Source organism: Citrobacter enshiensis (assembly GCF_029338175.1).
Taxonomy (GTDB): domain Bacteria; phylum Pseudomonadota; class Gammaproteobacteria; order Enterobacterales; family Enterobacteriaceae; genus Citrobacter_D; species Citrobacter_D enshiensis.
The window spans coordinates 3,507,867-3,531,393 of record NZ_CP119862.1 but is presented as its reverse complement, the minus strand read 5'-3'; the positions used below and the strand labels follow the sequence as shown (position 1 = coordinate 3,531,393).

Below are 23,527 nucleotides of genomic sequence, written 5' to 3'. Positions count from 1 at the left end.
CAGGATCTCCGTTGATTTACGAGTCGTGGTTAACTAATGGCGTCAATTGTTTCGCCATCCAGTCGGCGATAAACGGTTGAGCGTCGCGATTAGGATGAATGCCGTCGTCCTGCATCCATTGGGGTTTCAGATAAACCTCTTCCATAAAAAAGGGCAGGAGTGGAATATCGAACTCTGTGGCAAGTCTGGGATAGATGGCACTAAAGGTTTCATTATACCGACGACCGTAGTTTGCGGGCAGACGTATTTGCATCAGCAGCGGTTTGGCGTTTGCAGCTTTGACGTCTTGCAATAATTTACGCAGCGTTTGCTCCGTTTGCTGAGGCTGGAACCCGCGTAAACCGTCATTGCCGCCCAGTTCTACCAGTACCCAACGCGGTTGATGTTGTTGTAGTAACCCGGGCAGGCGCGCCAGCGCTTGTTGCGAGGTATCACCACTGATACTGGCATTGACCACCGTTGTTTTGGTCTGCCATTTATCATGCAGGAGCGCCGGCCAGGCGGCATTGGCCGACATGCGGTATCCGGCGCTCAGGCTGTCGCCCAGAATCAGTAACGTATCCGCTGCGGCGGCGCGGAAGGTTAACAGAATCAGGAACAGGAAGGGCAGATGCCAGCGGAAAACATTGTTGAAGTTCATCATCTTAAGAAGTCCGTCGGTCAGGGGGAGCATGAGCTTTCCATCCTTACCGGAGTTGAACTGGTTGTCAAACGCGGCGATACCCTTGCGCTGATTGGTGAATCGGGATCGGGGAAATCCACCTTACTGGCGATCCTGGCAGGTCTCGATGACGGCAGCAGCGGTGAGGTGAGCCTTGTAGGCAAACCGTTGCATGCGATGGACGAAGAAGCGCGGGCGCAGCTACGCGCACAGCATGTCGGCTTTGTTTTTCAGTCCTTTATGCTGATCCCCACGCTGAACGCGCTGGAAAACGTCGAGCTTCCCGCGTTGTTGCGCGGTGAGAACAGCGGTCAAAGCCGCGCAGGCGCGAAAGCGCTACTCGAACAGCTAGGATTGGGAAAACGGCTGGATCACCTCCCGGCGCAGCTTTCCGGCGGTGAACAACAGCGCGTGGCGCTGGCGCGGGCCTTTAATGGCCGTCCGGACGTGCTGTTTGCCGACGAGCCAACCGGCAATCTCGACCGACAAACCGGCGATAAGATTGCCGATTTGTTGTTCTCACTCAACCGCGAACATGGCACGACGCTGATTCTGGTGACGCACGATCCGCAACTGGCGGCACGCTGCGACAGGCGTCTGCGGCTGGTCAATGGGCAGTTGCAGGAGGAGGCATGATTGCACGCTGGTTCTGGCGCGAATGGCGCTCCCCGTCATTACTGATTGTCTGGCTGGCGCTGAGCCTGGCGGTGGCGTGTGTGCTGGCGCTTGGCAAGGTCAGCGATCGCATGGAAAAGGGACTCAGCCAGCAAAGTCGCGAGTTTATGGCGGGAGACAGGGCGCTGCGCAGCGCTCGCGAGGTACCGCAGGCGTGGATTGAGCAAGCGCGCAAACGCGGGCTGAAGGTGGGAGAACAACTGACGTTCGCCACCATGACCTTCGCAGGCGATACGCCGCAACTGGCGAATGTCAAAGCGGTAGACAGCGTCTATCCGATGTACGGTGAACTGCAAACCGATCCACCAGGGCTAAAACCACAACCCGGTTTTGTGCTGCTGGCTCCGCGCCTGATGGCGCTTCTCAATCTGAAAATCGGCGACACCCTTGATGTCGGCGACGCAACGCTGCGCATTGCCGGGGAGGTGGTTCAGGAGCCGGATTCCGGTTTTAACCCTTTCCAGATGGCGCCGCGGCTGATGATGAATATCGCCGATGTGGAAAAAACAGGGGCGGTGCAGCCAGGCAGTCGCGTCACATGGCGCTATAAATTTGGTGGAACGGCGCAGCAGCTCGACGGTTATGAAAAATGGTTGCTGCCGCAGCTTAAGCCGGAACACCGTTGGTACGGACTGGAGCAGGACGACGGGGCGCTGGGGAAATCGCTGGAACGCTCGCAACAATTTCTCCTGCTTTCGGCGCTGTTAACGCTGTTGCTGGCGGTGGCCGCCGTTGCTGTTGCGATGAGCCATTACTGCCGTAGCCGCTACGATCTGGTCGCCATCCTCAAAACGCTGGGGGCCGGTCGCGCGCAATTACGTAAGCTGATCATCGGTCAGTGGTTGATGGTACTGGCGCTTTCTGCGGTCACGGGCGGCGGCGTTGGGCTACTGTTTGAAAACGTGCTGATGGTATTGCTCAAACCCGTTTTGCCTGCTGAGTTACCTCCTGCCAGTCCCTGGCCATGGCTTTGGGCGCTTGGGACGATGACGGTAATCTCTCTGTTGGTCGGGCTGCGTCCCTATCGATTGCTATTAGCGACACAGCCACTGCGGGTGTTACGCCGCGATGTTGTGGCGAACGTCTGGCCGCTGAAAATCTATCTTCCGGTCGTGAGCATGGTGGTGGTCGCTCTGCTTGCCGGGTTAATGGGCGGCAGCATGCTGCTGTGGGCGGTTCTGGCGGGCGCGGTGGTGCTGGCGCTCCTGTGCGGCGTATTAGGCTGGATGTTGCTGAATGTCCTGCGTGGCCTGACATTAACCTCGTTGCCGTTACGCTTAGCGGTGAGTCGACTGCTGCGTCAGCCCTGGTCTACGCTGAGTCAGCTCTCCGCGTTTTCTCTCTCCTTTATGCTACTGGCGCTACTGCTGGTGCTACGCGGCGATTTACTTGATCGTTGGCAGCAACAAATGCCGCCGGAAAGCCCAAATTACTTTCTGTTAAACATTGCGACTGAACAAGTGACGCCGCTGAAAGCATTTCTTTCGGAGCATCAGGTGATCCCCGAAGCGTTCTACCCGATCGTGCGGGCGCGACTGACGGCCATTAACGGGAAGCCAACGGAGGGGAATCAGGATGAAGCGCTTAACCGCGAACTGAATCTGACCTGGCAGGATGTTCGTCCCAACCATAATCCGATCACTGCCGGAAACTGGCCGCCAAACGTCGGGGAAGTCTCGATCGAAGAGGGGCTGGCGAAACGCCTGAAGATAGGCCTCGGGGATTCCGTGACCTTTATGGGCGATACCCAGGAGTTCAGCGCGAAGGTCACCAGTTTGCGCCGGGTGGACTGGGAAAGTCTGCGCCCCAACTTCTTCTTTATTTTCCCCTCTGGCGCGCTGGACGGGCAGCCACAAAGCTGGCTCACCAGTTTCCGCTGGGAGAACGGCAATGGCATGCTGACGCAGTTGAACCGCGAGTTTCCCACTGTCAGTCTGCTGGATATTGGCGCGATCCTGAAACAGGTGGCCCAGGTACTGGATCAGGTCAGTCGGGCGCTGGAGGTGATGGTGGTTCTGGTGACCGCCTGCGGCATGCTGCTGTTACTGGCGCAGGTGCAGGTTGGTATGCGCCAGCGTCATCAGGAGCTGGTGGTCTGGCGAACGCTGGGCGCGGGTAAAAAACTGCTGCGTACCACGTTGTGGTGCGAGTTTGCCATGTTGGGCCTGGTTTCCGGGCTGGTGGCGGCCATTGGCGCTGAAACGGCGCTGGCCGTGTTGCAAACCCGCGTTTTTGACTTCCCGTGGGAGCCTGACTGGCGACTGTGGATTGTGCTGCCCTTTTGTGGCGCACTTTTACTCTCCGTTTGCGGCGGATGGCTAGGCGTGCGTCTTTTAAAAGGTAAAGCGCTGTTCCGTCAATTCAGTAATTAATTCATGTGGATGATGATTGCGCGCCAGTTTTTATACTGGCGCGTACCCATTATGTGGCACAAATTGATAATTCCTTGATATTTAGTAGCACAAATCATTAAAAACCCGCCAACACAGCAGTATCAATAAAAGTTAATATTCACCTGCTGAATAATTAGCAGGCTATCCCCGTCAGAACTCATGTCGCCTGGCGACGCGTGTGCGTCTGCCAATCGCGTGAATTTTTCAGGGTAAATCTATCAAGGAACAATGATGAATATAAAAACAACAGCGCTGGCGGCATCGATCGGCGCAGCAGTGGCATTGACGTCTTTCGCCTCTCAGGCGGAAATCACGGTTCTGAAACAGGATCCTCAGGCGGGTGATCCTCTGAGCCGTCTCAACTTCACCGTTGGCGGGAGTATCCGTCCGCAGTTCCAGAATATGGCTGGCGATGACGGTGCGAATGGGTATAAGCGTAATGGGTTTGACGGCGGTACGCGTTTTCGTTTCGCGGCCGATTACTACCTGTTTGATGACATTAGCTGGGTCAGCTACTACGAGCTGGGCGTGAACTTCCCGGCGATGTTCAACTGGGACAACCACTACGCGGATGGTGCCAACGACACGACCCGTCGTATGTTATACACCGGTCTGAAAAGTGATACCTGGGGTACGCTGACCTTCGGTCAACAGAACAGTATTTACTATGATGTGGTCGGGGCGAAAACCGATATCTGGGACTACGACATGATCGGCCAGGCGCCGGGTAACGGGATTAACGGCGACTACGATGGTTCGTACCGCACCCGTAAATCTCTGAAATATAAGAAAGCGGTGGGGGATGTTGATCTCTACGCCTCTTATCTGTTCAGCGACGAGTACAACCCGAACAATGGCCTGAAATACAAACGTAAAGGCGGCGGCTCTCTGGGTGTGGATTATCACATCACTGACGATCTGACCTGGGGTACGGCGTGGAACTACACCCGTGCGGAGATGCGTGGCAACGACAGCAAAACCTACGACCAGAACATCGTCGGTACGGCATTAAGCTGGACGCCTGACAACTGGACCTTCTCCATGGGCGGCGGCTGGTATCAGAACTTTATGACCACCAAAAAAGTGTCCGTTAACGATTACTTTGCCGGTGATGCGTGGGGTCTGGAATACTTTGCGGGCTATAAATTCCCGATTGGTCAGTATGCGGTTAAATCCATCCAGCCTTACTTTATGGGCGATCGTATTGAATACGTGAATGGTCGTGATTATCTGCGTACCGACAACGGCGTGGGGATCAGCTTCCAACTGGATTATGGTTTCCGTGTTGATTACGAACACGTCTTTACCTCCAGCACCGACGACCTGGGTGATATGAACCTGGTGCGCCTGCGTTACGACTTCTAAGTCTGACACTGTGCCGGATGGCGACACTCACGCGTCTCATCCGGCATTTTTTAACGACTCAACCACTCTCCGACGTCATCAAACGTGCCGCGAAAGACAATTTTCTCTGCTTTCTTTTCGAGCTGATAGCGATACATTGGGTCGTAATACTCTTCCAGCAGCGGAACCAGCCAACAGAAATGCGCCTCGGTGCTGCCGGTGCTCTGCTGTTCAGCCAGGGCAATATCGAGCGCGGTGGTCAATTCTTTAAATCGTTGCAGGCCCAGCCGACGCTGAATGGCTGACAGCCCGTGGTGCAAATACTCGCTGTACTCCTGCCAGCCGCGCTCTTCGCCATAAGCGTGAGTAAAGTCATGATGCATACGCACGAAATACTCTTCACGCAGCCGTTCCAGACGCAACTCAAAGGGATCGTTGACCACCGCAATTTCCGCCTGCGTCATACGCTCGCGCAAACATTCCGGCAGATGGTTCGAACCAATCATCCGGCCTTCGTCCTCCAGCACCCAGGAACGCAGTGTCTGGCGCGCATCGACCTTGAGCAACTCACTTGCCAGCAGGTTTTCAAAACTGGCCTGACTGAGTTGCGGCTGCAGCGTGCGGCCAAATGAGGAACCGCGATGGTGCGCCAGCCCTTCGAGATCGATACCGTTGGGCTGCTGTTGTACCAGTTGCGTCTTGCCGCTGCCGGTACAGCCGCCAATTAAGATGATGGGCTTTTGCACCAGTTCTTCGGTGACGCGGATGGCAGACTGGCGTAACGCTTTATAGCCGCCCTCGATCAGCGGGTAGTTAATACCCGACTCGCGCAGCCACTGCTGAACAATGTGCGAGCGTTGGCCGCCGCGCGCGCAGCAAAGATAGCCGGTGGGCCGTTGTTGACACGCTTCTCGCCAGCCATCCAGCCGCTGTTGGCGAAGCTCGCCGGAAACCAGTTGATGACCAAGCTTGAGTGCGGCCTCTGGCCCCTGGCGCTTGTAGCAGGTGCCGACGGCGGCGCGCTCTTCATCATTCATCAAGGGCAGGTTAATGGCTGCGGGCATGGCGCCCTGCGTGAATTCGCCTGGGGCGCGTACATCGATTAAAGGCGTATCGGCGGTGAGGATCGCGCGATAATCCGTTCCATCGTTCATGGGAGATCCTGATAAAACAAAACAGCAATGGGCAGGATTTTACGCGCTGAGAGAGGGGCCGGGAAAGGATAAGTTCTATTTCCCGGCATTTTTCTGGGTTATATGAGCTTACTTTGCGCCCAAATGATGCCGCTGGCGTAGTCTGGCGGCAGTAATGGCGCCAGTGCCTCCAGCGTGGCGTTTAGGCGCGCGGTGTCGCTGTCGGTCAGGTTCAGGTGACCTACCTTACGCCCCGGCCGAACCTCTTTGTCGTACCAGTGCAGATGCACTAACGGCAGTTTCAGCCAGTCATAATTCAGAGGGCTGCCAATCAAATTCACCATCACCGATGGGCTGTTTACCACCGGCGTCGGTAATGGCAGTCCCGTGATGGCGCGCAGATGAAGCTCGAACTGACTGATACTGGCGCCGTTTTGCGTCCAGTGCCCGCTGTTATGCACGCGTGGGGCCAGTTCGTTGATCAGCAGTCCTTCTGAGGTGATAAAACACTCCATCGCCATCACCCCGACGTAACCCAACTCCTGCATGATGGCGGAAAGCATGGCTTCCGCCTGTTCCTGCAATCGGGTGTTAGCCTGCGGAAATGCCACGCTGGTGCGCAGAATTCCGTCCTGATGCAGGTTGTGCGTCAACGGATAAAAGACGGTGCTGCCGTCGTGACCGCGTGCGCCAACTAATGACACTTCCCCGGAGAAGTTGATCCCCTGCTCGACAATACACTCGCCGTAGCAGTCATTCGGGAGTTGGTCAGTTTCATCATTACGCAAGCGCCACTGTCCGCGACCGTCATAACCCCCGACGCGGCGTTTGACAATCGCCAGTTCGCCCAAGCGTTCGAAAATGTGCGGCCATTCGTCGCTGGCGGCCAGCAGTTGCCACGGTGCGGTGGCAAGGGAGAGCTTGTCAAAAAGCTGTTTTTGCGTGAGGCGGTCGGCGATGATTGGGAACACATCGCGGTTGACAAAGGCCGGGTGGCGCGCCAGTTCGCGGGTCAGCGCGGTTTCTGGCCAGCGCTCAATTTCTGCGGTAATTACGCTTTGCTGAAAAGGAACGGCGGCAGGTTCGGCATCCAGTCCCACTGGCCAGACGGCGATCCCTAACGGTTCACCGGCCTGGCGCAGCATCCGCCCTAATTGACCGTTGCCCAGCACGCAGACCTGCTTCATGCCGCACCCCGCGGATCTGGATTCTCCAGCACCTCATCCGTTTGTGCCTTACGCCAGTCATTCAGGCGCTGATGCAACGCGTTGTCATGGAGCGCCAGAATTTGCGCTGCCAGCAGTGCTGCGTTCGCCGCGCCCGCTTTACCAATCGCCAGCGTACCGACCGGAATACCGCGTGGCATCTGAACAATAGAGTAGAGGCTGTCAACGCCGCTCAGCGCCGCGCTCTGTACCGGAACGCCCAGTACGGGCACCAGCGTCTTCGCGGCAATCATTCCCGGCAAATGTGCTGCACCGCCGGCACCGGCAATAATCACCTGATAACCGTTCTCTTCGGCGCTTTCGGCGAAGCTGAACAATTTGTCGGGGGTGCGATGAGCGGAAACAACTTCAACGTGGTGTGGAACGTTCAGGATTTCAAAGATTTCGGCGGCAAACTGCATGGTAGCCCAGTCGCTTTTGGACCCCATCACGATGGCGACACGCGCCGGATTATTGCGGGAAGACATGCGTCTGAAAACTCCTGTGGTGCGGGACACACTGCTTTTGAGGCCACAGAGAATAGCATGATAATACGGCAAGGAAAACGGTTGCGCGGTTAAAGTTGCGGCAAATGGCTGAGAGAATTTAAAACGGGAAGGGGATCAGTTCAACGTTGTCCGGCGTGACTTTTACCATCGAGCCTTCGTGGTGCCAGGCGCCTAAAACGACACGAAAAGCGGGTTTCCTATTGATCGTGAGTTCATGCACATCCGGGCGATGGGTATGGCCGTGAATCAGCCATTGCACCTGGTGCTTCTCCATCTCAGCCACCACGGCCTGAGGGTTAACATCCATAATTTCCAGCGATTTACTGATGTTGGCAGATTTGCTGCCAGCCCGCATTTTGGCGGCAATACGGCTACGAATAAACAGCGGCAGGGCAAGAAACAGCCTTTGCAGCCAGGGTTTATGCACTTTGGCGCGAAACGCCTGGTAACCGACATCATCGGTACACAAGGTATCGCCATGCATGATCAACACGCGTCGGCCATACAGCTCAGGCACCTTTTCCTGCGGTAGCAGGGTCATGCCGCTTTCACGGGCAAAACGTTTACCGAGCAGAAAGTCGCGGTTGCCGTGAATGAAAAAACAGGGCACGCCGGAATCGACCACCGCTTTAATCGCAGCGGCTATTTCGCGGTGCAGGGGATTGGGATCGTCGTCGCCTATCCAGGCTTCGAAAAGATCGCCCAAAATGTACAGTGCGTCTGCCTGACGCGCTTCACCGGCTAAAAAACGCAGAAAACCGGCGGTGATCGCCGGTTCTTCTGTGCAGAGGTGAAGATCTGCAATAAACAGTGTCGCCACGATTACTCGCTGACGGTCACGTTTTCGACGATGACGTCTTCTTTTGGTACGTCCTGATGCATGCCGCTGCGACCGGTGGACACCGCTTTAATTTTGTCTACAACGTCCATGCCTTCAACGACTTCGGCGAATACGCAGTAGCCCCAGCCCTGCATGCTTTCGGCAGAGAAGTTCAGGAAGTCGTTGTCGGCAACGTTAATAAAGAACTGGGCAGTCGCGGAGTGCGGAGCCTGAGTACGCGCCATTGCCAGCGTACCACGGGTGTTTTTCAGACCGTTGTTGGCTTCGTTTTTGATAGCCTCTTTGGTGGCTTTTTGCTTCATGCCCGGCTCAAAACCGCCGCCCTGAATCATAAAACCGTTAATGACACGGTGGAAAATGGTGTTGTTGTAAAAACCTTCGCGGCAGTAGTCCAGGAAGTTTTTAACTGTTTCAGGCGCTTTGTCATCAAAGGTTTTGATTACGATATCGCCGTGATTAGTGTGGAAAGTAACCATTTTTGCATCCTGTTCCGATATAGTGGTGCTTCGACCCAACGCTGGGTCACATATAGTGGGGTGTTATAGCATAACCGTAAGACGGGATCATCTTGCAATGTGTGCTGATTCCAGTCTGAATTATGGGTATTATACAGACTTTATTATCCACACACGTCTATACGGAATCTTCGATGTTAAAAATCTTTAATACACTGACGCGCCAGAAAGAGGAATTTAAGCCTATTCATGCCGGGGAAGTCGGCATGTACGTGTGTGGTATTACCGTTTACGATCTCTGTCATATTGGTCACGGACGTACGTTTGTTGCCTTCGACGTGGTGGCGCGCTACCTGCGTTTCCTCGGCTACAAACTGAAATACGTGCGTAACATTACCGATATCGATGACAAAATCATCAAACGCGCCAACGAAAACGGCGAAAACTTTGTGGCGCTGGTCGATCGCATGATTGCCGAGATGCACAACGATTTCGATGCGTTGAACATTTTGCGCCCGGACCTCGAACCGCGCGCAACGCACCATATCCACGAAATCATTGAAATTACTGAACAGTTGATTGCCAAAGGTCACGCCTACGTGGCAGATAACGGCGATGTGATGTTTGATGTCCCGACGGACCCGAACTATGGCCTGCTGTCACGTCAGGATCTCGACCAGCTCCAGGCCGGGGCTCGTGTGGACGTCGTTGACGTGAAACGCAACCCGATGGATTTCGTGTTGTGGAAAATGTCGAAAGAGGGCGAGCCGAGCTGGTCGTCACCGTGGGGCGCAGGGCGTCCGGGCTGGCACATTGAATGTTCGGCGATGAACTGCAAACAGTTAGGCAACCATTTTGATATTCACGGCGGCGGTTCTGACCTGATGTTCCCGCACCATGAAAACGAAATCGCCCAGTCGACCTGTGCGCATGACGGTGAGTACGTGAACTACTGGATGCACTCCGGTATGGTGATGATTGATCGCGAGAAAATGTCTAAATCACTGGGCAATTTTTTCACCGTGCGCGACGTCCTGAAATACTACGACGCTGAAACCATTCGCTACTTCCTGATGTCCGGCCACTATCGTAGCCAGCTCAACTACAGCGAAGAGAACCTGAAACAGGCGCGTTCGGCGCTGGAACGTCTTTACACTGCGCTGCGCGGAACGGACAAATCCGTTGCCCCTGCGGGTGGCGAAGCGTTTGAAGCGCGTTTTGTTGAGGCGATGAACGACGATTTCAACACGCCAGAAGCCTACTCGGTATTGTTTGATATGGCGCGTGAAGTGAATCGCCTGAAGGGTGAAGATTTGGCGGCGGCAAACGCGATGGCCTCGCATCTGCGTAAGCTCTCTGGCGTGCTGGGTCTGCTGGAACAGGATCCGGAAGCGTTCCTGCAAAGCGGCGCGCAAGCGGATGATGGTGAAGTTGCTGAGATCGAAGCGTTGATTCAACAGCGTCTCGATGCCCGTAAAGCGAAAGACTGGGCGGCAGCAGATGCGGCGCGTGATCGTCTGAACGAGATGGGGATCGTGCTGGAAGATGGTCCGCAAGGAACCACCTGGCGTCGTAAATAATCGTCTATTGTCGGATGCGCTGATGCGTGTCCGGCCTCGTAGGCCGGGTAAGGCGAAGCCGCCACCCGGCTTTTTAACGTCTACGCCACCACAACATTCCCATCACCACCACACCCGGCAACCACACCCACATCAACTCAGACAGCATCACCTGATGCCCGTACGGCGTGGCATAGCGTGAGAGCGCAAACGGCGCGACCTTGATCACCTGCCAGGGGGCAAAGAAACGTTCGTCAGACCACGGCCACAACCAGCCGACGCCTTTTCCACCGGTGGTGATTGAATCCAGCAAACTGTGCGACAGCAGTGACACCGTCAGGAACAGCCAGCAGCGAACCAGCCCCGCTCTAAACCATCGTCGCCCGATCAGTACGCATAAAAAGGGTACGACAAAGGCAAATAACAGCGAGTGGGTAAAACCACGATGGCCAAACACGTTGCCGTAGGCAATACCAAACTTAAACGCCAGGACGTCGGCATCGGGCAGCATCGCCAGCACGATCCCGGCAAACAGCAGGCGAGGGGGAATAACCTTGAGGCCGAGGCCTAATCCAAGACAAAGAGGAACGGCGGCGTGGGTAACAATGGTTGGCATGAGGTTCGCTTCGTATGAAAAACAACATGCTAACAGTTTACTGTGAAGGGACGATGAAGTTAATTATCTGAAATGCGGGGGAACTGGCCGGATAAGGTGTTAACCGTCATCCGGCAGCTGAGATCACGCGACGACGTTAATGCTGTGACCTTCATAACTCACGGTGTGTCCCGCGACGATTTTGCAGCGTTTACGGGTTTCCACCGCGCCATCGACCTTGACTAAACCTTCTGCAATGGCAATTTTCGCCTGGGCGCCGCTTTCACACCAGCCTTCCAGTTTGAGCAAATCGCACAGCTCCACGTGCGGATGCTTGCCTAAAGAAAAATTCGCCATATTAATTACCTTGTGGATCGTGATATTCAACACACGCCTGCAGCGTGTTTTCGATAAGTGTTGCGACGGTCATCGGACCGACGCCGCCCGGCACTGGCGTGATGTATGACGCACGCGCCGCCGCATCGTCAAAGACGACGTCGCCGACAACTTTACCATTTTCCAGACGGTTAATGCCGACATCGATCACGATGGCGCCTTCTTTTATCCACTCGCCGGGAATAAATCCGGGTTTGCCGACGGCCACGATCAGCAGGTCGGCATTTTCGACGTGATGACGCAGGTTTTTGGTAAAGCGGTGAGTGACGGTGGTGGTGCAACCTGCCAGCAGCAGTTCCATGCTCATCGGGCGGCCGACGATGTTGGAGGCGCCAATCACCACGGCATTCAGCCCGTAGGTATCGATATTGTAACGCTCAAGCAGGGTAACAATACCGCGCGGAGTACACGGACGCAGACGTGGCGCGCGCTGGCACAAACGACCTACGTTGTACGGATGGAAACCATCCACGTCTTTGTCTGGCGCGATGCGCTCAAGCACTTTGACGTTGTCGATGCCCGCCGGTAACGGCAGTTGCACCAGAATACCGTCGATGGTGTTGTCTGCGTTAAGCGTATCGATAAGCTCAAGCAGTTCCGCCTCGCTGGTGGTTTCAGGCAGGTCATAAGAGCGGGAGACGAACCCCACCTCATCACAGGCTTTGCGCTTGCTTGCGACATAAATTTGCGAAGCCGGGTTGCTGCCTACCAGCACAACAGCCAGTCCTGGGGCGCGAAGTCCGGACGCTAAACGCGCCTGAACTTTATGAGCAACCTCAGAGCGCACCTGCTGCGCAATCGTTTTACCGTCAATAATCTTTGCTACCATCAGAGAGAGGATTCCATCTGTTACGTTAAGTCAAAGGGGATGTGACTATTTTGTCAGAAGCGGGGCGCGCTGTCAGTTTTCGTTTGCGACTTTAGATGCGATCGTGGCCGTTTGGCCTTCAGGCTCTGGCCTGGTTTCACGGCAAAATGGCGGTGATTTTTTGTACGTAGGCTAATTAAATTTAACCTGGTCGAAACAATTCATCACCCTGGTATTTTTAGAATGAATCCCCCAAAAACCAGAAGGTTATCTGCACCAGAGCCCTTTTTTATATAAAAACATCCTGGAACCGTCCTATATCCCAATAAGAATTGGCTTAGGTCAATAAAAGGGTTTGCGGGTATTTTTCATTTATTGAAATGTTTAATTTATCGCTGTGACGAATTGTCATATTCGTAAAGATTAATTAGTGAATCTGCTACTCAGGAGAGTTGGGGGGAAAGATTAACTAATTCTCTTTCGGAATATATCTTTACAGGATGCAGAGATAATTTGCCTGACATTTTATGTCGATATTGATTCAAACGGATCCCGCAGGAAGCCGGAACCGAATGTGTGTAATGCAAGGGAAACCCATGAAACTTAAATTAATGACCTCTTCTGTTATTGCTGGCCTGATGCTCGTTGCGGGTTCCGCTGTTGCGGCAGATCCGGTGAGCGTTAGCGGCGGCACCGTTCACTTTGAAGGTGAGTTGGTCAATGCGGCATGTGCCGTTAGCACCCAGTCTGCGGATCAGGTAGTGACGCTGGGCCAGTACCGCACGGCCAGCTTTGCCGCGGTGGGTGACACTACTGCACAGATCCCGTTCAGCATTGTCCTGAATGACTGTGATCCCAGCGTAGCGGCGACCGCTGCGGTTGCGTTCTCCGGTCAAAGCGACCTGACCAACGATGCCCTGCTGGCGGTCTCTTCTTCCGATAACAGCACGACGGCAGGCGGTGTGGGTATCGAAATTCTGGACAGCAAATCGTCTGCGTTGAAGCCGGATGGCGCGACTTTCTCAACGGCTCAGGCGCTGGTAGAAGGCACTAACACCCTGCGTTTCTCTGCACGCTATAAAGCTACCGCAGCAAGCACAACGCCGGGTCAGGCTAATGCTGATGCCACCTTCATCATGAAGTACGAGTAAGCGTTCAGGTTTAAGCAAGGATGACGCGTGCCTCAATGGATGAGGCAACACCGGGGATGGTAAGGGATGTGGTTGATGATGAGGAAAGGCGTGGCGTTGGCGGGAGTGCTCTGCGCGATGTCTGTCAGTGCGCATACGGTAATACTGGAGAGCGGACGTCTCCATTTGCGCGGAAAACTGGTGAACGGTGCCTGCACGGTAGCCTCGGGAAGTGAGGATTTACGCGTGCAAATGGGGCAATACCGCACGAATGCGTTTGCGGGACCCGGCAGTTTCGCCCCCACCAGCGTGCCCTTCTCGTTGCGTTTAACGTCATGTAATTCAGATGTTTATGACCACGTCGGCATTGCGTTTTCAGGCGTAACGCCCGTGGAAGACCCGCAGGTATTCCTTGCCAGCAGCGACGCCGCTTCCGCATCCGGAATCGGTCTTGCATTGTTTGATGAAGAACAACGGCAAATTATACCGAACGCCTTGCCGCTCCATTACGCCCCTATTTTAACGCAAGATGTGACTTTCCATTTCACTGCTCGCTATCGGGCAATCTCGGAAAATATGACGCCGGGAAGTATTCATTCAGATGTGTGGTTTACGCTGGTTTACCCCTGATTTATTTCCGCGACGCTAATAAAACGCAAAAGGTATTTTTTGCCATGCTTACATTCATTAAATCAGGCCTTATTATTTTTATTGCCTTAATTTCTTCGTTTAGCGCACAGGCAGCGGGAGGCATCGCATTAGGTGCGACTCGCGTTATTTATCCGGCGGATGCGAAACAAACCTCGTTGGCCATTAGCAATAGCGACAGCAAAGAACGTTATCTGGTCAACTCCTGGGTTGAGAACAGCGCGGGTGTCAAAGAAAAAACGTTTATCGTCACTCCGCCTCTTTTTGTCAGCGAACCCAAAAGTGAAAACACGCTGCGTATCATCTACGCCGGACAACCGCTACCGACGGACCGCGAATCGCTGTTCTGGATGAATGTGAAAGCGATACCGTCGGTGGATAAAAACAATCTCGAAGGGAAGAACGTCCTGCAACTGGCGATTTTGTCGCGCATTAAGCTGTTTGTTCGTCCGGGCAATCTGCCGCAGATCTCAGAAGAGGCGCCAGGTCTGCTGCAATTCTCCCGTGTCGGCAATCACCTGAAAATCACCAACCCATCTGCCTATTACCTCACGCTGGTCAACCTGAAAGTGGGAAACCAAAAAGTGGATAACGTCATGGTGGCGCCGAAAAGTGACACCCAGATCCTGTTGCCTGGCGGCGCGCAGGGAAACGTGACGTTCCAGACGGTCAATGATTATGGCGCAGTGACCCCGGCCCAAACGGTTAGCCTGCGCTGAACCGTGAGAAAATGATGAAGAAGACAACGTATTTTCCCGGCCTGCTTCCGGGGTTTACGCCACATCTGACGGGGGTGGCGCTGTCGACGCTGGCGGCACTCTATCCCACCTTAAGTCAGGGGGAAAGTTACTTTAACCCGGCTTTTTTATCATCGGATGCGGCATCCGTGGCGGATTTGTCACGCTTTGAGAAAGGCAATCATCAGCCTCCCGGCGTTTACCGTGTCGATATCTGGCGCAACGACGAATTTGTCGCCACCCAGGATATTCGCTTTGAAACGACAACGGTGAAGACCGGTGAAAAGTCGGGAGGGTTAATGCCCTGCTTTAACCTGGAGTGGGTTAAGCGCCTGGGGATTAACACCGCCGAGTTTCCTGCGTTGAGTCAGGAAAAGGATAACGCGTGCATCAATTTACCCGAGGCGATACCGGGTACGGAAATTGCCTTCGATTTTGCTACCCTGCGGCTCAATGTGAGCCTGCCGCAGGCATCAATGCTCAATAGCGCGCGCGGATACATTCCACCGGAAGAGTGGGATGAGGGTATCCCCGCAGCGTTGATCAACTACAGCTTTACCGGCAGCCGCGGAAACGACAGCGACAGCTATTTTTTAAGTCTGATGAGTGGTCTCAATTATGGTCCCTGGCGGCTGCGAAATAACGGCGCATGGAGCTACAACAAAGGCGACGGATATCACTCACAGAGCTGGAAAAACATCGGCACCTGGCTGCAACGCGCCATCATTCCCCTGAAGGGAGAACTGGTGATGGGCGACAGCAATACGGGCAACGACGTGTTCGACAGCGTGGGCTTTCGCGGGGCGCGACTCTACTCTTCCGACAATATGTACCCCGATAGCCTGCAAGGCTATGCCCCGACCGTCAGAGGGATCGCCCGCACGCCCGCGAAACTGACCATTCGCCAGAATGGATACGTGATCTACCAGAGTTATGTCTCTCCCGGCGCGTTTGCCATTACCGACCTTAACCCGACCTCTTCAAGCGGCGACCTTGAGGTGACGGTAGATGAGAAAGACGGTAGTCAGCAGCGCTACACCGTGCCGTATTCCACCGTGCCGCTTCTGCAGCGCGAAGGGCGAATCAAATATGATCTGGTGGCCGGGGATTACCGTAGCGGCAATAGCCAGCAATCTTCGCCGTTCTTTTTTCAGGGCACCGTCATCGCCGGGCTGCCCCAGGGCTACACCGCCTATGGCGGGACGCAGCTGGCGTCGCGCTATAGCGCTGCGGTGCTGGGTGCCGGACGAAACCTGGGCGACTGGGGGGCGGTGTCTGTCGACGTCACCCATGCGCGCAGCCAGTTGGCGGATGACAGTACGCACGAAGGGCAGTCGCTACGTTTTTTGTACGCCAAATCGCTCAATAATTTCGGCACTAACTTCCAGCTTCTGGGCTATCGCTATTCCACCCGAGGGTTTTACACCCTTGATGATGTGGCGTACCGCAGCATGGAAGGTTACGAGTATGAATATGACAGTGAAGGCAATCGCCATGAAGTGCCGGTGGTGCAGAGTTATCACAATCTGAGTTACAGCAAAAAAGGGCGCTTTCAGGTCAATATTTCACAGAATCTGGGGGATTACGGCTCGCTGTATGTTTCTGGCAGTCAGCAAACTTACTGGAATACGTCGGAAGCCAACAGCTGGTATCAGCTTGGCTATGCCAGCGGCTGGCAGGGCATTAGCTATTCCCTCTCGTGGTCGTGGAACGAATCCGTCGGCATTTCCGGCACCGACCGTATTCTGGCGTTCAACATGTCTGTTCCGTTTAGCGTCCTCACCGGACGGCGTTACTCGCGTGACAATGCGCTGGATCGTACCTACGCCACCTTCAACGGCAGTCGCAACAGCGATGGGCAGAACAGTTGGCAAACCGGTGTCGGAGGTACGTTGCTGGAGGGACGCAACCTGAGCTACAGCGTGAACCAGGGGCGCAGCAGCACCAACGGCTACAGCGGTAGCGCCAGTGCGAACTGGCAAGCCGCCTATGGCACGCTCGGGGTGGGCTACAACTACGATCGCGACCAGCATGATTACAACTGGCAGCTTTCTGGCGGCATGGTCGGGCATGCCGACGGCATTACCCTCAGCCAGCCATTGGGCGATACCAACGTATTGATTAAAGCGCCAGGGGCTGAAGGGGTGCACATCGAAAACCAGACCGGGATACAGACCGACTGGCGTGGCTATGCGGTGATGCCCTATGCCACGGTGTACCGCTATAACCGTGTGGCGCTGGATACCAACTCCATGAATAACCACACCGACGTGGAAAACAACGTCAGCAGCGTGGTGCCGACGCAAGGGGCGCTGGTCCGTGCGGCGTTTGAAACGCGCATTGGCGTACGCGCGATGATCACGGTGAAGCAGGGGGACCGGCCTGTTCCGTTTGGCTCCGTTGTCCGTGAGACCGCCAGTGGCGTCACCAGCATGGTCGGCGACGACGGGCAAATCTACCTGAGCGGATTACCGCTGAGCGGTGACCTGCTTATTCAATGGGGGGAGGGGGCGAACTCACGCTGCGTGGCGCACTACGCCTTACCGGAAGAGAGCCTGAAACAAGCGGTCACGCTGAGCAATGCGACCTGTGAACGCCCGTCGCCATGAAAGGAAAAAGAAGATGAAACGACATACAGGATTATTGCTGGGGGGCGCTGCGTTGTTGCTGGCAAATCCGGCATTGGCGACGGTTTGTCATAACTCAAACGGTACGCCGACAGATGTTTTTTACGATCTGTCGAATGTCTTTACCAGCAGTAATAACCAGCCTGGGCAAGTGGTGACGCTGCCGGAAAAATCAGGCTGGATTGGCGTGAATGCCACCTGTCCAGCCGGGACCTCGGTGAACTATACCTACCGCAGCTATGTGAGCGAACTCCCCGTACAAAGCACGGAAGGCGGGTTTCAGTATCTGAAACTCAATGACTACCTGCTGGGGGCCATGAGTATTACGGACAGCTATGCGGGGCTGTTTTATCCGCCCCGCAGCTATATCCGTATGGGGACGCATCCCAACGTTTCAAAACAGAAACCTTTTGGGGTGATGGATTCAAAGCTTATTTTCAAACTGAAGGTGATTCGTCCCTTTATCAATATGGTGCCGATTCCCCGCCAGACCATGTTCACGGTCTATGTGACGACCAGCAACGGCGATGCGCTGAGTACGCCGGTTTACACCATCAGCTACAGCGGCAAAGTGGAAGTGCCGCAAAGCTGCAAAGTGAATGCCGGAGAAGTGGTGGAGTTTGATTTCGGCGATATTGGCGCGGCGTTGTTTAGCAAAGCGGGCGCGGGGAACCGCCCGGAGGGGATCACGCCGCAAACGAAAACGATCGCCATCAAATGCACCAATGTGGCGGCGCAAGCCTATTTATCCATGCGCCTGGAAGCGGAGAAAGTGTCGGGGAAAGCGATGGTCTCTGATAATCCTGACTTAGGGTTTATCGTGTCGGATGGCAGCGGCGTACCGCTGACCCCCAACGATCTGGCGAGCAAAATTCCGTTTCGCCTTGATGATAATGCTCAGGCGAATGTCGGGATCCGCGCGTGGCCAGTGAGCGTGACTGGAAGTAAGCCCGCGGAAGGTCCCTTCACCGCGCGAGGGTATCTGCGCGTGGATTATGACTAAGGAGAACGCATGATGATCCGGCTCTTTTTTGTCATGGTGTGTAGCGCGCTGATCAGTCCGTTTTGCCTGGCAGAGTCATCGCTGGGGGAGATCAACATTGAACTGCGCGGGAATGTGGTGGATTTTACCTGCGCGGTCATTGCCGGTGACAGCAATAAAACGGTTGAGCTCGGCAGTTGGCCGACGAAACAGCTGCGCACAACGGGGGACACGACACAGCCGGTCCCCTTTAGCTTAAAACTGGAAGGTTGTCCGCCCGGTTCCGCCTCGATGACGTTTTCTGGAACGCCCGCGCCGGGAACATCGTTGTTGGCGCTGGACGATGCGGTGATGGCGCAGAAGGTGGCGATTGAAATTCGCGACAGCGGTAAAACCAGGTTGCCGCTTGAGCAAGCCAGTCAGCCGGTCAGTATTGATGAAAACGGCAATGCGACGCTGACCTTTTTTGCCAATTACATCGCATTAGCCGACGGCGTTCAGCCCGGCAGGGCAAAGGCAGATGCGACATTTATGATTAACTACAACTGAGGTAACGCGCACTCAGCACTCCCGAACGATGTCTCGCCGGGAGTGTCATTACAAGAGTTCGTGTACTTTCGCGTAATCAATAAGCTCCACTATCGTGTTCAGACCGAGCTTAGAAAAAATGTTGGCTTTGTGAGCGCTGATGGTTTTGTTGCTGAGTAAGAGCTGCTCTGCGATTTCTTTATTTGATAATCCGTTTGCCAGATAACGTAAAACCGTGACCTCTCGGTTTGAGAGCGGCATATCATTTAGCTCTCCTTTTCGCATGTTAATATTGCTGATGAAATTAAGCGTATCCGAAGGGAAAAAGGAATATCCTGCGAGGATCATTTTTACCGCATTATAAATGTCGTTCAGATCTTTTCTTTTGCTGACAAAACCATTCGCGCCAGCCCGGATCGCCCGACCTGCATAAAAAGACTCCGATTTTGACGATAAAAACAAAACCCGCGTGTTTTCCTGTATCGATTTGATCCTTTTTAGCAGCGTAAAGCCGTCCGTACCGGGAAGTTCGATGTCCAGAATAACGAGATCCACGGGGTAAGTGCGCAGATAATCGATCGCTGTGCGACTGTCATCGGTTTTCAGGACAACCTGGATGTTGTTATTTTTTTCGAGAAGCACTTCTATCGACATTCTGACAATAGGGTGTTCGTCCATAATAATAACGGATGCTGGTTTCATTGTTGTATGCCTCAGACTGTTCGTGCGTCTTTCATTTGTCGATAAATGGAGACGTCGTAGATAATGTCAAATAGCCAGAAACTCTCCCCATGAAATCAGGTCATGGCAAATGCAATGACATCCCTGTTAGCTGGCTATTTTGCGTAAGAGCAATGAGTGTGTGGAATATCCATTTCGCACCAACAAAAGAAATTTAATTTTTAACCAAAGAACAGGAAGGATTATACCTGGTCTGTTTTTTCGGAAAAGCCTTATAGAACGGCCATCGCCCCAGTCAGTTACAATATTCTGCACGATTTAGGCAGTTTAACAGCCGCTGGAATTATTGTCTTAAGGTTTGCTTTATCGTGGGTTAAAATGTTTTTTTAAATGTAAAAAACAAAACAAAAAACCAATTGTTTAACGTATGTTATGTGTGATTATGCTGTTTTTTCAGAAAATAAAATGAAAAGCTCCTATAAATTAAGCATTTTTCGAATATTACTGGCGTAGGCGAATACCAGGAATAGTTGTAAATATTAATTTTTTGTGAAAAATTTACATTTAGTCCGTATGTAAAATAAGTAATTTCTTAAAAATTCTTACGCCATAGTGGCTTAGGGTGTTAAATTAAGTGAAGAGAAGTAATGCTGAGACGATGAATCAGATGCAGTAAACTTTGGCGATGGGGAAGTTCTAGCCGTGCCGTCAGGCGATTAATTCGATAGATCACCCGATGGTATGGCATATTTTGTAAACGTGCGATTGTCTTTAATGTGGCGCCTTGCGATAAGGCCGAAATTATCTTCCAGTCGGTGTGGCTGAAGGTGTCTGGCTGAAGAGAACCTTCAGGCGGGGATAATAATGCCTTGCGCAGCGAGGGGAGATCCTGACGGCGGGGCAGGATCTGAAAATTTCCGGCCATTCGCATAAACTGAACCAGGCTGGCGTCTTTGCCAGAAACCAGAAGATAGATGTGAATCTCGTTTCGCTCGCGAATGAGCAGGCGTAAACGCTCGAGCGTTTCATAGCAGGAAATCGCCAGCCCTTCCATATCGATCACCAGTTGGCGAAGGTGTGATCCTTCTGGTCTAAGCGAAGGGGAATCGAGCGTGCTGAATACTGCGGTGCGTTTACCGGAAAAGAGATAGCGGTTGAGCGTATAGCCCAGATAGCGATCGGTCGTAACGATTGCTTGTGAGAAGGCGCTGTCCGGCAACGCATAATTGAGTCTTTGATCCAGATATTCAATCTGGTCAAATACCTGCCGTGTTGTCTGAGAGGGATTGCGTGTGCAACTGGCGTTCCTTAAACGACGATGCCGTTCTCTGCGCACTCTTTCTTTTTCCGTTTTTTACTTTCCATCCGGCAAAAGCGCTGGCCATAAATATCCCTGACCCAGATCTGCGCCAGAGTGAAAGGCAATCTCCTTTTGCTGATGATTTTCAATGCCTTCAATAAGTACAGCCGTTGCAATGTTATACCCCATAAGGACGACCTGATGCAGTTTATGAGGGGATGCACTCAGCGCCCAGAACGCATTCTTATCCAGTTTTATGCCGCTCAGACGCCAGTTTGCGGCAGCAAATGTAGCGATTAATGACGCATCGACATCGTCCAGCCACACCGGGATACCATTTGCTTCAATATGCTGAACTTTTTCATATAACAGAGATCGTTGTGACAAATTGAGGGTAAAAAATGTTTCCGGGTCCTGGATTTCAATAATCACATTCGGCGGGTAGAGTGCCATTGCCAAATTAAACAAATCCCAATGCAGCAGCGCATTCATCGGGAGATTCAGGAAATACCAACGGTCCCGGGGATAATGCGCAATGGCGGTGAGTTGCTGGAAAAAATGCGCCAGCAGATGCTCAGGCGGAAGTTCGCCAAAAAAATGTTCAGCATTCCCCGGGGGATGAAGTTGTGTTAACACTTCATAGCCGAACGTTCGTGCAGAAGACAGATTAACAATCGGTTCCAGCTTTAACCTAAATTCGGAGTGAAGGGCACGACCTGTATTGGCGGGAAAAGCAGTATAGCTAAAATTACTGTCCTGTATTGACGGGCTCTTTGCCACAAAGCAGCTCCTGTAAACAGAGTCAATGCCGCTGGATATCTTCGGCTCCTGAATATTTCATTACGCTGAAACATTACCCGTGCGTTAGTGTGGCAGCATCAAAAGCGCGCCTGTAGGTGAGGTTACTTAATTATTGATGAGACATTTCGCAACATGCTAAGAAAAACTGGCCAGACGCCTATTCCTGCAGAAAATTCAAATTGACTCTTATGTAGTTCAGAAATTGTTGGTCGTTTTTAACATGTAGCTTTTTCATAATGCGACGGCGAAGGGATTTGGCTTGATGTTCACTCAGAGAGAGGCGTTCAGCGCTTTCCTCTAATGGATAGCCTTTAGCGATAAATTTTAATAACTGGCGCTCTAAAATAGAAAAGTGGCGAGTGGTACAGTAATGACAGATTGCCGGGGGAACACGATGACGGAGCGCGCGTTTTTGCAGAATAAGGACCATTTTTCGGGTTATCTCATCCACATCATCTTCACGATAAATATGCGGCAGCATGTAGAGACAGGGCCTGAACATCAATTTTTCTTTTTCAATTTTGTTGCAGATAATGATCCTTTGCTGATGTCGTGTATGCACCGGAACCTGATAGCAACCCGCACTGAACCAGTCTTCATCAAGTGATACGAAGGCGATTTCCGCAGTATCCAGTAAGCTGACAGGGAGAAACTGAATTTCCTGATGCCACTGTTCAGCCAGACGGGTAATAATGATTTTCAGACCATGTTCGAAGTGACTATTTTGTTCCTTGATAGCGACACTCAGCATAAAAAACATCCAAAACAGCAGAGAGGGTAGGCCAAATATTAATTAAATTTATTAATTTTAAAATACTTTATATCCTTAAATCCCTCTTTACAGGGGCTGAGATCTTACCAGGTGATTTCCTGGAACCCTGGAAATGACCGGAAAGTAGAGACATTCGTACACTTCATCAGCAACCAGAACGAAAGCCATTGACTCGGCAGGTGCTGACCGTATAATTCACGCGTTTCACCCGCATGAAGTCACAACTTCACAATGCGCCCTTAGCTCAGTCGGATAGAGCAACGGCCTTCTAAGCCGTGGGTCGCAGGTTCGAATCCTGCAGGGCGCACCATTAAACTCAATGAGTTACGTAAATCCCTTCACTAAAAGCCACATATCCAAAAAGTTTATGTAACGGCTGGTGTAAGTCAATTTTCTCAACGCCAATCAACGATAGCGTGGATTAGCCAGCATTCCCGGATAGTGTTTAGCGATCATATCGTTCATCTTCTCAATCAGTTCCGGACGTTTAAAAGTTTAGTGTGCTGTCCCCTTCTGAAAGTAACGAATGCTAAAGAACCCATCTTCGTAAATATTTGTGGCCCATCGGCCGGAGACGATTGCCTCCGCCAGTCGGGTGCTGCTGCGCCACAGTTATGACGTGATAAACCCCGGCTCCCTGCCGGGGCTGCGACGCGTTCAGGTGGCGTGATGCGTTGTCAATTTACAGAGGCCGGGCGATAGCGCATCCAGCCTCTTTTGTATTCACTAAATTTATCGATTCATGCT

23 protein-coding genes, 1 tRNA gene and 1 pseudogene are annotated in these 23,527 nt (G+C 53.1%); 11 read left to right on the top strand and 14 right to left on the bottom strand.

The window, feature by feature from the left end:
- Positions 1–16: 16 nt before the first annotated feature.
- Positions 17–643, bottom strand: coding sequence for a multifunctional acyl-CoA thioesterase I/protease I/lysophospholipase L1 (tesA, locus tag P2W74_RS16950; RefSeq protein ID WP_276292527.1), 627 nt, complete (start codon positions 641–643; stop codon positions 17–19).
- Between tesA and ybbA the strand changes: the two genes are divergently transcribed.
- From ybbA to P2W74_RS16935, 3 genes are all read left to right on the top strand, one after another.
- A complete protein-coding gene (gene ybbA / locus P2W74_RS16945; protein WP_203358608.1) occupies positions 611–1,297 on the top strand; it encodes a putative ABC transporter ATP-binding protein YbbA in 687 nt (228 codons plus the stop codon). The genes tesA and ybbA overlap by 33 nt on opposite strands.
- Positions 1,294–3,708: a putative ABC transporter permease subunit YbbP gene (ybbP, locus tag P2W74_RS16940; RefSeq protein ID WP_276292526.1), complete on the top strand. Its 2,415-nt coding sequence runs from the start codon at positions 1,294–1,296 to the stop codon at positions 3,706–3,708. The genes ybbA and ybbP overlap by 4 nt, the downstream gene beginning before the upstream one ends.
- Before the next feature lie 252 nt (positions 3,709–3,960).
- A complete protein-coding gene (locus P2W74_RS16935; protein WP_276295215.1) occupies positions 3,961–5,094 on the top strand; it encodes a porin in 1,134 nt (377 codons plus the stop codon).
- Positions 5,095–5,144: 50 nt separating this feature from the next.
- Here the strand turns inward: P2W74_RS16935 and mnmH are convergent, their stop codons facing one another.
- The 5 genes from mnmH to ppiB all read right to left on the bottom strand — a co-directional run bounded on the left by mnmH (position 5,145) and on the right by ppiB (position 9,237).
- Entirely contained in the window at positions 5,145–6,227 is a 1,083-nt protein-coding gene (gene mnmH / locus P2W74_RS16930; RefSeq protein ID WP_276292525.1) for a tRNA 2-selenouridine(34) synthase MnmH, read from the bottom strand.
- Positions 6,228–6,325: 98 nt separating this feature from the next.
- A complete protein-coding gene (gene purK / locus P2W74_RS16925) occupies positions 6,326–7,393 on the bottom strand; it encodes a 5-(carboxyamino)imidazole ribonucleotide synthase (protein WP_276292524.1) in 1,068 nt (355 codons plus the stop codon).
- Positions 7,390–7,899: a 5-(carboxyamino)imidazole ribonucleotide mutase gene (gene purE, locus P2W74_RS16920; protein ID WP_276292523.1), complete on the bottom strand. Its 510-nt coding sequence runs from the start codon at positions 7,897–7,899 to the stop codon at positions 7,390–7,392. Before purE ends, purK begins: the two co-directional genes overlap by 4 nt.
- Before the next feature lie 118 nt (positions 7,900–8,017).
- Positions 8,018–8,740 (bottom strand): UDP-2,3-diacylglucosamine diphosphatase, encoded by a 723-nt coding sequence (lpxH, locus tag P2W74_RS16915; protein WP_276292522.1) that lies wholly within the window; start codon positions 8,738–8,740, stop codon positions 8,018–8,020.
- A gap of 2 nt (positions 8,741–8,742) precedes the next feature.
- Positions 8,743–9,237 (bottom strand): peptidylprolyl isomerase B, encoded by a 495-nt coding sequence (ppiB, locus tag P2W74_RS16910; protein WP_276292521.1) that lies wholly within the window; start codon positions 9,235–9,237, stop codon positions 8,743–8,745.
- 173 nt (positions 9,238–9,410) lie between these two features.
- On the opposite strand from ppiB, the gene cysS reads away from it, so the two are divergent.
- Positions 9,411–10,796: a cysteine--tRNA ligase gene (gene cysS, locus P2W74_RS16905; RefSeq protein ID WP_276292520.1), complete on the top strand. Its 1,386-nt coding sequence runs from the start codon at positions 9,411–9,413 to the stop codon at positions 10,794–10,796.
- Positions 10,797–10,869: 73 nt separating this feature from the next.
- Here cysS and P2W74_RS16900 read toward each other — a convergent pair whose 3' ends face one another.
- The 3 genes from P2W74_RS16900 to folD form a co-directional block, all read right to left on the bottom strand.
- The gene (locus P2W74_RS16900) at positions 10,870–11,391 is read right to left on the bottom strand and encodes a metal-dependent hydrolase (RefSeq protein WP_192611450.1); all 522 of its coding nucleotides are present in this window, start codon (positions 11,389–11,391) and stop codon (positions 10,870–10,872) included.
- Between the two features lie 123 nt (positions 11,392–11,514).
- Positions 11,515–11,727, bottom strand: a complete 213-nt coding sequence (ybcJ, locus tag P2W74_RS16895; RefSeq protein WP_192611451.1) for a ribosome-associated protein YbcJ — start codon at positions 11,725–11,727, stop codon at positions 11,515–11,517.
- A 1-nt stretch (position 11,728) separates the two neighbouring features.
- Positions 11,729–12,595 (bottom strand): bifunctional methylenetetrahydrofolate dehydrogenase/methenyltetrahydrofolate cyclohydrolase FolD, encoded by an 867-nt coding sequence (gene folD, locus P2W74_RS16890; RefSeq protein WP_276292519.1) that lies wholly within the window; start codon positions 12,593–12,595, stop codon positions 11,729–11,731.
- Positions 12,596–13,170: 575 nt separating this feature from the next.
- On the opposite strand from folD, the gene fimA reads away from it, so the two are divergent.
- The 6 genes from fimA (at position 13,171) to sfmF (ending at position 19,247) form a co-directional block, all read left to right on the top strand.
- The gene (gene fimA, locus P2W74_RS16885) at positions 13,171–13,725 is read left to right on the top strand and encodes a type 1 fimbrial major subunit FimA (protein WP_276292518.1); all 555 of its coding nucleotides are present in this window, start codon (positions 13,171–13,173) and stop codon (positions 13,723–13,725) included.
- Positions 13,726–13,800: 75 nt separating this feature from the next.
- Positions 13,801–14,334: a type 1 fimbrial protein subunit FimI gene (fimI, locus tag P2W74_RS16880; RefSeq protein WP_276292517.1), complete on the top strand. Its 534-nt coding sequence runs from the start codon at positions 13,801–13,803 to the stop codon at positions 14,332–14,334.
- Between the two features lie 44 nt (positions 14,335–14,378).
- On the top strand, positions 14,379–15,071 hold the full coding sequence (gene fimC / locus P2W74_RS16875; RefSeq protein WP_276292516.1) for a type 1 fimbria chaperone FimC: 693 nt from the start codon (positions 14,379–14,381) through the stop codon (positions 15,069–15,071).
- 14 nt (positions 15,072–15,085) lie between these two features.
- On the top strand, positions 15,086–17,698 hold the full coding sequence (locus tag P2W74_RS16870; protein ID WP_276295214.1) for a fimbrial biogenesis usher protein: 2,613 nt from the start codon (positions 15,086–15,088) through the stop codon (positions 17,696–17,698).
- A gap of 13 nt (positions 17,699–17,711) precedes the next feature.
- The gene (gene fimH / locus P2W74_RS16865) at positions 17,712–18,719 is read left to right on the top strand and encodes a type 1 fimbria D-mannose specific adhesin FimH (RefSeq protein ID WP_276292515.1); all 1,008 of its coding nucleotides are present in this window, start codon (positions 17,712–17,714) and stop codon (positions 18,717–18,719) included.
- 9 nt (positions 18,720–18,728) lie between these two features.
- Entirely contained in the window at positions 18,729–19,247 is a 519-nt protein-coding gene (gene sfmF, locus P2W74_RS16860) for a fimbria assembly protein (RefSeq protein ID WP_276292514.1), read from the top strand.
- Between the two features lie 48 nt (positions 19,248–19,295).
- Here the strand turns inward: sfmF and fimZ are convergent, their stop codons facing one another.
- The 4 genes from fimZ to fimW all read right to left on the bottom strand — a co-directional run bounded on the left by fimZ (position 19,296) and on the right by fimW (position 22,759).
- Positions 19,296–19,928, bottom strand: coding sequence for a fimbria biosynthesis transcriptional regulator FimZ (gene fimZ / locus P2W74_RS16855; protein WP_276292513.1), 633 nt, complete (start codon positions 19,926–19,928; stop codon positions 19,296–19,298).
- A 604-nt stretch (positions 19,929–20,532) separates the two neighbouring features.
- A complete protein-coding gene (gene fimY / locus P2W74_RS16850) occupies positions 20,533–21,243 on the bottom strand; it encodes a fimbria biosynthesis regulator FimY (RefSeq protein WP_276292512.1) in 711 nt (236 codons plus the stop codon).
- 18 nt (positions 21,244–21,261) lie between these two features.
- Complete coding sequence (locus tag P2W74_RS16845) at positions 21,262–21,987, bottom strand: EAL domain-containing protein (RefSeq protein WP_276292511.1); 726 nt, start codon at positions 21,985–21,987, stop codon at positions 21,262–21,264.
- 178 nt (positions 21,988–22,165) lie between these two features.
- Positions 22,166–22,759 (bottom strand): fimbria biosynthesis transcriptional regulator FimW, encoded by a 594-nt coding sequence (fimW, locus tag P2W74_RS16840; RefSeq protein ID WP_276292510.1) that lies wholly within the window; start codon positions 22,757–22,759, stop codon positions 22,166–22,168.
- Positions 22,760–23,013: 254 nt separating this feature from the next.
- Between fimW and P2W74_RS16835 the strand changes: the two genes are divergently transcribed.
- Positions 23,014–23,090 (top strand) — tRNA-Arg (locus tag P2W74_RS16835).
- Positions 23,091–23,185: 95 nt separating this feature from the next.
- Here the strand turns inward: P2W74_RS16835 and P2W74_RS16830 are convergent.
- Positions 23,186–23,380, bottom strand: a pseudogene (locus P2W74_RS16830) (DUF4942 domain-containing protein); the annotation flags it as partial.
- Positions 23,381–23,527: the final 147 nt, after the last annotated feature.

Bases quoted from the DNA above. Each gene is read 5' to 3' on its own strand.
- ybbA (WP_203358608.1), top strand. From the start codon at position 611: ATGCCAGCGGAAAACATTGTTGAAGTTCATCATCTTAAGAAGTCCGTC.
- P2W74_RS16870 (WP_276295214.1), top strand. From the start codon at position 15,086: ATGAAGAAGACAACGTATTTTCCCGGCCTGCTTCCGGGGTTTACGCCA.
- fimH (WP_276292515.1), top strand. From the start codon at position 17,712: ATGAAACGACATACAGGATTATTGCTGGGGGGCGCTGCGTTGTTGCTG.
- purK (WP_276292524.1), bottom strand. From the start codon at position 7,393: ATGAAGCAGGTCTGCGTGCTGGGCAACGGTCAATTAGGGCGGATGCTG.
- sfmF (WP_276292514.1), top strand. From the start codon at position 18,729: ATGATGATCCGGCTCTTTTTTGTCATGGTGTGTAGCGCGCTGATCAGT.
- ybbP (WP_276292526.1), top strand. From the start codon at position 1,294: ATGATTGCACGCTGGTTCTGGCGCGAATGGCGCTCCCCGTCATTACTG.
- mnmH (WP_276292525.1), bottom strand. From the start codon at position 6,227: ATGAACGATGGAACGGATTATCGCGCGATCCTCACCGCCGATACGCCT.
- ybcJ (WP_192611451.1), bottom strand. From the start codon at position 11,727: ATGGCGAATTTTTCTTTAGGCAAGCATCCGCACGTGGAGCTGTGCGAT.
- fimZ (WP_276292513.1), bottom strand. From the start codon at position 19,928: ATGAAACCAGCATCCGTTATTATTATGGACGAACACCCTATTGTCAGA.
- tesA (WP_276292527.1), bottom strand. From the start codon at position 643: ATGATGAACTTCAACAATGTTTTCCGCTGGCATCTGCCCTTCCTGTTC.
- ppiB (WP_276292521.1), bottom strand. From the start codon at position 9,237: ATGGTTACTTTCCACACTAATCACGGCGATATCGTAATCAAAACCTTT.
- fimA (WP_276292518.1), top strand. From the start codon at position 13,171: ATGAAACTTAAATTAATGACCTCTTCTGTTATTGCTGGCCTGATGCTC.
- fimI (WP_276292517.1), top strand. From the start codon at position 13,801: ATGATGAGGAAAGGCGTGGCGTTGGCGGGAGTGCTCTGCGCGATGTCT.
- fimC (WP_276292516.1), top strand. From the start codon at position 14,379: ATGCTTACATTCATTAAATCAGGCCTTATTATTTTTATTGCCTTAATT.
- purE (WP_276292523.1), bottom strand. From the start codon at position 7,899: ATGTCTTCCCGCAATAATCCGGCGCGTGTCGCCATCGTGATGGGGTCC.
- cysS (WP_276292520.1), top strand. From the start codon at position 9,411: ATGTTAAAAATCTTTAATACACTGACGCGCCAGAAAGAGGAATTTAAG.
- fimW (WP_276292510.1), bottom strand. From the start codon at position 22,759: ATGCTGAGTGTCGCTATCAAGGAACAAAATAGTCACTTCGAACATGGT.
- P2W74_RS16900 (WP_192611450.1), bottom strand. From the start codon at position 11,391: ATGCCAACCATTGTTACCCACGCCGCCGTTCCTCTTTGTCTTGGATTA.
- folD (WP_276292519.1), bottom strand. From the start codon at position 12,595: ATGGTAGCAAAGATTATTGACGGTAAAACGATTGCGCAGCAGGTGCGC.
- P2W74_RS16935 (WP_276295215.1), top strand. From the start codon at position 3,961: ATGAATATAAAAACAACAGCGCTGGCGGCATCGATCGGCGCAGCAGTG.